Origin of the sequence: Marinobacter sp. UBA2498 (assembly GCF_002341575.1) — a bacterium.
Taxonomy (GTDB): domain Bacteria; phylum Pseudomonadota; class Gammaproteobacteria; order Pseudomonadales; family Oleiphilaceae; genus Marinobacter; species Marinobacter manganoxydans.
On the sequence record NZ_DDOI01000116.1, the window covers coordinates 12,673 to 20,371 of the forward strand.

At 58.0% G+C, this 7,699-nt stretch carries 5 protein-coding genes and 1 pseudogene; 1 reads left to right on the forward strand and 5 read right to left on the reverse strand.

Going from position 1 to position 7,699, the window contains the following annotated elements; translation table 11 throughout:
• On the reverse strand, positions 1-817 hold an 817-nt coding region (locus B2W52_RS16075; RefSeq protein WP_286803732.1), incomplete at its 3' end, for an amidohydrolase family protein.
• A 112-nt stretch (positions 818-929) separates the two neighbouring features.
• Between B2W52_RS16075 and mtnA the strand changes: the two genes are divergently transcribed.
• Positions 930-1,994, forward strand: a complete 1,065-nt coding sequence (gene mtnA, locus B2W52_RS16080; protein WP_092034062.1) for an S-methyl-5-thioribose-1-phosphate isomerase — start codon at positions 930-932, stop codon at positions 1,992-1,994.
• On the opposite strand, the gene B2W52_RS16085 is transcribed toward mtnA, so the two are convergent.
• The 4 genes and pseudogenes from B2W52_RS16085 to B2W52_RS16100 all read right to left on the reverse strand — a co-directional run.
• A complete protein-coding gene (locus tag B2W52_RS16085) occupies positions 1,983-2,783 on the reverse strand; it encodes a helix-turn-helix domain-containing protein (RefSeq protein ID WP_273070225.1) in 801 nt (266 codons plus the stop codon). The two genes, mtnA and B2W52_RS16085, sit on opposite strands and share 12 nt — an antisense overlap.
• A gap of 19 nt (positions 2,784-2,802) precedes the next feature.
• Entirely contained in the window at positions 2,803-4,986 is a 2,184-nt protein-coding gene (locus B2W52_RS16090) for a carboxy terminal-processing peptidase (RefSeq protein WP_286803733.1), read from the reverse strand.
• A gap of 248 nt (positions 4,987-5,234) precedes the next feature.
• Positions 5,235-7,385, reverse strand: a complete 2,151-nt coding sequence (locus B2W52_RS16095; protein WP_273070221.1) for a 3-hydroxyacyl-CoA dehydrogenase NAD-binding domain-containing protein — start codon at positions 7,383-7,385, stop codon at positions 5,235-5,237.
• A gap of 29 nt (positions 7,386-7,414) precedes the next feature.
• A pseudogene (locus tag B2W52_RS16100) lies at positions 7,415-7,699 on the reverse strand (acetyl-CoA C-acyltransferase); the annotation flags it as partial.

The following is a 7,699-nucleotide window of genomic DNA, read 5'->3' on the forward strand; positions in this document are numbered from 1 at the left end:
TAAGCAAGCTGATATCGCCGGCATCAATCTGGGTCATGTGAACGCACTGGGTCTCTGGGCTTAGCAGGCCGAGATCCGCCAGTCGGGCTGTCGGCCGTTGCCCCAGCTTTTCAGTAGCCTCGGCCACTTCGAATGCCGTTTCGTGCAGGTGGATCTGGATGGCTGCGCCGGTCTTTTCGGAGAGCCGGACGGCTTCAATCATCGGGCCGTCGGACACGGTGTAGGGTGCATGGGGGCCAATGGCCGGCATGATGTAGCAATCGTTTTTCCAGCTGTCGATAAAGTCGGCGCCCTTGCTCAGGTATTCCTCGGGTCCGGCACCCCACGGCGTCGGGAAGTCGAGCAGCGGAAAACAGACTTGCGCACGAATGCCCGTATCGTGCGCCATCTGAGCCGCAATTTCCGGGAAGAAATACATGTCAGAAAACGTGGTGGTTCCCGTACGCAGCATCTCGGCCATGGCCAGTTGGGTGCCATCGGCAATGAACTGCTCGCTGATAAAGCGACCTTCGGCCGGCCAGATATGGTCATTCAGCCAGGTCATCAGCGGAAGATCGTCTGCCATGCCCCTGAACAGGCTCATGGCCGCGTGGCCGTGCATGTTGATCAGGCCGGGCATGACGACGTGGTTCGGAAGATCAACGGTTTCCCGGGTTCTGAACGATCTGTCCGCCTGTTCCTGGGGAATGACTGCGGCAAGGCGGTCACCCTGGATAATCACTGCATAATGCTCAAGTACCGTGCCTGCCGGCTCAATCGGGATCAGCCAGCGCGCGTTGATGCGAATATCGGCTGCGGTGATAGTGTCTGCCGTCATTTATCCTGCCTTACAGCGCATGGCGCGGAGCTTCCACACCTTGAAAATGTAGCCCGGAAGTATAACCGTTATACTGGCAGTTTTCAGCGCTGAAAAACCGGAGCAGTCTTCTATGACAACAACCCCGAAACCCTCCCAAGAACGGGCCATTGGCACCGTTGCGATTCGCTGGCACGGCAGCAGTCTTGAGCTGCTGGATCAACGCCTGCTGCCGGGAGAGGAGCACTGGATAACGCTGGAAGGCGCTGCCGGTGTAGCGCAGAGTATCCGGGATATGGTGGTTCGGGGCGCTCCTGCAATCGGCATCAGTGCAGCCTACGGGGTGGCCCTTGCGGCCAGACATGCCGGTGGCGGGGACTGGAAGGCGGAAATCAAACAGGCCATTCGCGAGCTTGCAGCTTCACGTCCGACCGCAGTAAACCTGTTCTGGGCGCTGCAGCGCATGGAAAGGATTTTCCACGCGTGCCATTCGCTGGACGAAGCGGTAAAACGCCTGGCCTCGGAGGCCCGGGCCATACATGAGGAAGACCTGGCCGCCAACTTTGCCATGGCGGACCATGCCCTTGAGTTTATCGGAGCAGAGGTACCGTTTTCGGTGCTGACCCATTGCAATACCGGTGCATTGGCCACCGGGGGCTACGGTACGGCACTGGGCGTTGTTCGTCGTCTCCATGAGGAAAAGCTGCTGGCAGACGTCTATGCCGACGAGACTCGCCCCTGGCTTCAGGGTGGCCGGTTGACGGCCTGGGAACTTTCACGCGACGGCATTCCCGTCACGTTGAATGCCGATGGTGCCGCTGCCGCCATCATGGCCCGGAAAGACGTACGCTGGGTGATCGTCGGCGCGGATCGAATAACTGCCAATGGTGATGTGGTCAACAAGATCGGCACCTACAGCCTGGCGGTTCTGGCCCGCCATCACAAAGTGGGCTTCATGGTGGTCGCGCCTTCAAGCACGGTGGACATGGCCACGGCGTCAGGGGCAGATGTGGCCATTGAGGAGCGCGACGGCATTGAGATCCGGGAGATACGCGGTATCGGGTTGGCGCCGGAAGGCATCAACGTATTCAATCCGGTCTTTGACGTGACACCGGCAAGCCTGATCGATGCCATCGTTACTGAAAAGGGCGTGGTGCATAACCCGAATATAACCGGTATGCAGGCGTTATTTGGTTGACGGTGGGGTGCTCTCCGGCTGCTTCTTTTTGGCGGCAGGCTTGTCAGGTGTTCTTTTCACGTCGGGGTGCTTTTCCTCGTAGGTGGCCCTGAGTTCGGCCACCTGCCGTTCCTGCTCCTCAATAAAGTGCAGGGACATTTCAAAGCTCTGACGGGTGAACTCCAGCACTTTCTGGAAACCTTCATCCGAGAGCGTGCGAGCGTCATCATGCCGGCGGAAGATGTTGATAAACTCCCGCTCCCGCTCAAATTGCAGGGGCAGTCTCGCCACGCCCCAGTCATTCAGAATCTGCCAGACTTCGGGATTGTAGTTGCGCGTGGTGCGCATGATGAACGGGATGGGATCGTTTCTGGCAATGAGGGCTGCCAGACGTAGTATCAGTTCGAAGGACAGGGTGGTGGTGCCGTTCTCTATAGCCTCCAGGACGGACTTGTCCCGCAGGTTAAGGGCCTCGCTCATTTCAGATACGGTGAGGCCGGCCACTTCGCGGATGTCTTTGAGAGACTGGCCTGCTGTGAGCATTGCGCGCAGCTGATCCTGGGAATTGATCAGCGCCCGGCCCACCCGAAGAGACGTATCCGTCGCCTTGACCCCGAAGCGGAGCGCAGACCCGGTAAGGCTGGCCAAGCGGTCGATCAGGCCTTCCGGCGTTCGTTCCTGAGCCGCCGGTTTCTCCAACCCTTCCACTTCCTCCAGGGAGCGCATGGCATGTAACGCGTCCAGCAGCATGTCTTGCAACATCCGTGCTTTCTGGCGGCTATCCTGTCCGCCTGCGTCCTTCTCAGTCATGAGACCCGGAGCTGCCTGTTCAACGTGTCACTGCGGCGGCCGGAGACTGTGCCGCAAATTGCTGGGGATCCAGGATCGATGCCATGCGGTTATCAAGGTCCAGCATGTCGGCCATGATATGTCCGCCTTCCCGTATCACGAAATCCAGCTCCTCATCGGTGGAATTCAGGTCCGCCGCCTGCTGGTCTTGCCAGTCTTCAAGGTCTTCCAGCGACTCGAACGGTGTCTGGCCTTTCAGTTCACGACGGGCGTTTGCGATCGTGAGCCGTGTGCGTTCAATCTGTTCGTGCTCAGCGCGGCGTTCTTCCAGGTTGAGGCTGACGCTGTCGGTGGCGCGCTGTTTGGTCAGGAAGTCGATCTCCTGCTGCAGCAGGCTGAATTCAGGGTTGGTTGAGAACCGCTCTTCGTGCCGCTTGCGAAGCTCATCGATAATGCCGCTGAAATCGAAGTAGCGTGTATGCGGCACGGCCTCTATCTGGTCCCAGGGCAGGGCATGATCAAGGGCGTCCTCACCGATGCGGGTCTTGTCGATACGAGAAGGAATCTCGATGTCCGGGATAACCCCTTTGTGCTGGGTGGAGCCGCCGGATACCCGATAGAACTTGGACTGGGTGATCTTGAGTTGCCCGTGGTTCAGGGGACGCACAGCCTGAACGGTGCCCTTGCCAAAGGTCTGGGAACCGACAACCAGTCCGCGGCCATAGTCCTGGATGGCGCCGGCGAAAATTTCGGACGCTGAAGCACTCATGCGGTTGGTGAGGACCACCAGAGGCCCGTCGTAGGCCACGGAAGGATCCTCGTCATTGAGTACCTGCACATCGTTATTGGCGTTGCGAATCTGAACGGTGGGGCCCTTGTCAATAAACAGGCCGACCAGATCATTGGCTTCGTGCAGCGCACCACCGCCGTTGTTTCGCAAATCCATCACCAGGCCGTCAACGCCGTCGGCTTCGAGCTCCGCAATCAGGTTGCGAACATCGCGGGTCGTGCTCTTGTAATTCGGGTCACCAGCCTGCATGGCCTGGAAATCCGCATAGAACGTGGGGATGGTAATGACGCCAATCGTATATTCCTTGCCACCACGTTCAAGACGTATGGTGTCCTTGCTGGCGCTCTGCTCTTCCAGCTTTACTTCATCGCGTTTGATGGCGATGGTCTCGGTAATGGTCTCGTCGGAGGCATTGGCCGGAATCACTTCCAGTGTGACGGTCGAATTGCGCGGCCCACGAATCAGATCCACCACTTCGTCCAGACGCCAACCGATCACATTCACCGGCTTTTCGTCTTCCTGTGCGACAGAAACAATGCGATCTGCGGGCTCAAGCTGACCCTGCTTGGAGGCGGGCCCGCCGGGTACCAGTCTCACCACCTTGGTGTATTCGTTGTCCGACTGAAGCACAGCACCGATGCCTTCCAGTGAAAGGCTCATGTTGATATTGAAGTTTTCTGAGGTGCGCGGCGAAAAGTAGGACGTGTGCGGGTCCCACATGCCGGTAAACGCATTCATATAGGCCTGGAAGGCATCTTCACTGCGGGCTTGGTACGCGCGCTTCAACTGGCCTTCGTAGCGGCGGCGCAGGGTTTCAACGATGGCTTCGTCTTCTGCCCCGTTCAGGCGCTGAGCCAGCACCGCATTTTTAATGCGCTTGACCCAGAGATCGTCCAGGGCCTTGGCGTTCGATTCCCAGTTCGCTTTCGAGCGGTCGACCAGAATACTTTCGTTGGCCGAGAAATCCAGCGTGTCGATGCCCTTGTCGATTGTTTCCAGAGCAAACTGGAGGCGCTCGATAATCCGTTGCTGAACCAGATTGTAAATATCGAATCCGGGCTGAAGCTGACCTGTTTTCAGGGCAGAGCCGAGTTGAGTGCGGATTTTGTCGAACTTCGCAATGTCGTCCTGCGAAAGATAGATTCTCTGCCCGTCGAGGTAATCCAGGTAGGCATCAAACACATCTCCGGAGAGTTCATCGCTGATTCCGAGGTCCCGGAAGTGGGTAAACTGCAGTTGACGGGCGATCAGGATATTGGCTCGCGCCTGATCAATCGTCGGTGCAACTGGCTCGTACACGTCTGGAGTTTCAACGTTCGCATGAAGCCCCAGTGGCGCAGACAGCAGCAATGCAACAGTCATTGCCTTGCACACCCCGAACCGAACAGATCCGGCCGAAGAGCGACGAGCCATAATTCTTTCCGCGAATGTCATAAATGCTTACCCGACGGTGTTGGTAGCCCCTCGGTTTGCGAGGGAGTGTCTACCCGTGACTTATTAAATTTATTGTAGGCAAGCACTACACCCGATGCCATAGGCAGGGCGTATCGGATCGTGACAATCTGTCCATGAAGACGCCACGTTCGTAACTGAGGGATCGTCAGGGTTGAGGCGTGTTGCACACGGGGAAACTGCCGGGAGAATCGGTAAATCCTCCCGGCAGCAGACGTGCAGAGGCTGAATCAGGCGAACGGTGTGTTCGTTTCCGCCTTTTCCTGCAACAGTTTGGGTGGTGCAAAGCGTTCACCATAGGTCTCGGCGAGCGCCGATGCCCGCTCCGTGAATGCTCTCACGCCATACTGATTGATGAACTGAATCGCGCCACCGGTCCACGGCGCATAGCCGATGCCAAAGATACTGCCGATATTCGCATCCTCTACCGTTCGCAATACGCCTTCCTCCAGACAACGAACGGTTTCGATGGCCTGAATGAAGAGGATCCGGTCTTTCAGCTCCTGCAGTTTGACCGTTCTTGCCTTCTCCGCGTTCACGAACAGAGTTTCCAGCTCCGGCCAGAGGTGTTTCTTGCCGTTGGCAGGGTACTCGTAGAAGCCCGCGCCCGCAGCCTTGCCTTTGCGGCCATGTTCGTTGACCATCGCATCAATGACGGCCTCCGCGGGGTGGGGATTCCAGGTTCCGCCGGCGGCTTCGGTATCCTTCCTGCTCTGGTCCCGGATGTGTTGCATCAGGGTCATGCTGACTTCGTCGGAAATCGCCAGTGGCCCGACGGGCATACCGGCCAGCACCCCCGCGTTTTCAATGCTCGCTGGATGAATACCTTCGCCAAGCATGCAGATGCCCTCGTTGACGAAGGTCCCAAAGACCCGCGAGGTAAAGAACCCTCGACTGTCGTTGACCACCACGGGAATCTTTCCGATCTGCTGAACGTAGTCAAACGAGCGCGCCAGGGTTTCATCCGAGGTTTTTTCGCCGACGATGATTTCTACCAGCTGCATCTTGTCGACCGGTGAGAAGAAATGCAGGCCAATGAAGTTCTCGGCGTTCGCAGAGGCTCCGGCGAGCTGGGTAATGGGGATGGTTGAGGTGTTGGACGCAAAAATCCCGTTTGCCACCAGTTTGGGTTCCGCTTCCTGGGTCACTTTTGCCTTCAGTCCACTGTCCTCGAAGACCGCCTCGATCACCAGATCACAGCCTTCCAGATCGTCCGATGAATCGGTGGCCTTGATGCGGCTCAGGATGTCTGCCTTCTGTTCTTCGGTCATTCGGCCACGACTGACCTTCTTGGCGAGCAGGTTCTCCGAGTAGCTTTTGCCTTTTTCGGCATTTTCAACGGAGACGTCTTTCAGCACCACATCGATACCCCGTGTAGCCGTTGAATAGGCGATACCTGCGCCCATCATGCCTGCGCCCAGAACACCCACCTTGCGGAAGGTTTCTTTCTCAACGCCCTCGGGGCGGCTGCCGCCCGCCTTGATGGCGTTCAACTGGAACCAGAAGGTGCCGGTCATGTTCTTGGCAACCTGGCCGATCACCAGTTCCGCAAAATACCGGGTCTCGATCAGGCTGCCGTTATCGAAATCGACCTGAGCGCCTTCAACGGCAGCAGAAAGGATGCGCTCCGGGGCCGGATAGCAGCCTTTGGTCTTCTGCTTCAGCATGGCCGGAGCGATCGCCAGCTTCTGCGCCATGGCAGGATGGTGGGGCGCGCCACCCGGGAACCTGAAGCCTTTCTGGTCCCACGGCTGCTGACATTTCGGGTTGGCCTTAATGAACGCTCGGGCTTTCGTGATCATATCGTCGGCAGAATCTGCCAGTTCGTTGATAATGCCGGCCTTGAGCGCAGCTTTCGGATTTACCTTTTTACCTTCCATCAGGAACGGGAAGGCTGCCTCCAGGCCAATCATTCGAGGCAGTCGCTGGGTGCCGCCGCCACCTGGCAGCAGGCCCAGAGTCACTTCCGGCAGTCCAAGTTGAATGCTGTCGTCATTGATGGCGACACGGTAATGACAGGCGAGGGCAATCTCGAGGCCGCCACCCAGGGCGGAGCCGTTGATGGCGGCCACCACGGGTTTTCCGGTGGTTTCCAGAAACCGCATGTGGGATTTCAGGCCGTTGACCATATCCTCGAAAGTCCTGGCGTCTTCGCGGGTGACCTTATGCAGTTCTTTCAGGTCGCCGCCGGCGAAAAACGTCTTTTTGGCGGAGGCAATGATGATGCCGCGAATGTTATCCAGGTCGTCTTTCACTTTTGCGGCGGTTTCCGAGAGGGCGTCCCGGAAAGCAGCGTTCATGGTGTTGGCGGACTGGCCGGGCATATCGATGGTGAGGGTCAGGATCTGGTCTGAACCCAGTTCGTAACGAATAGCACTCATAATTGGTTCTCCTGGAAAAGTGGACGGGTTCAGACGCGCTCAATGATGGTGGCAATGCCCATGCCGCCACCGACGCACAGTGTGGCCAGGCCGTAGCGCAGCTCGCGCCGCTCCAGCTCATCCAGCAGGGTGCCGAGAATCATGGCGCCGGTGGCACCCAGCGGGTGGCCCATGGCGATAGCCCCGCCGTTCACGTTCACTTTTTCGTCGGGAACCGAGAGTTCCCGCTGGAAGCGCATAACCACAGAGGCGAAGGCCTCGTTCACTTCAAACAGATCGATCTGATCGGCAGTCATGCCCGCCTTTTCCAGTGC

Bases quoted from the DNA above. Each gene is read 5' to 3' on its own strand.
- B2W52_RS16085 (WP_273070225.1), bottom strand. From the start codon at position 2,783: ATGACTGAGAAGGACGCAGGCGGACAGGATAGCCGCCAGAAAGCACGG.
- B2W52_RS16090 (WP_286803733.1), bottom strand. From the start codon at position 4,986: ATGACATTCGCGGAAAGAATTATGGCTCGTCGCTCTTCGGCCGGATCT.
- B2W52_RS16095 (WP_273070221.1), bottom strand. From the start codon at position 7,385: ATGAGTGCTATTCGTTACGAACTGGGTTCAGACCAGATCCTGACCCTC.
- mtnA (WP_092034062.1), top strand. From the start codon at position 930: ATGACAACAACCCCGAAACCCTCCCAAGAACGGGCCATTGGCACCGTT.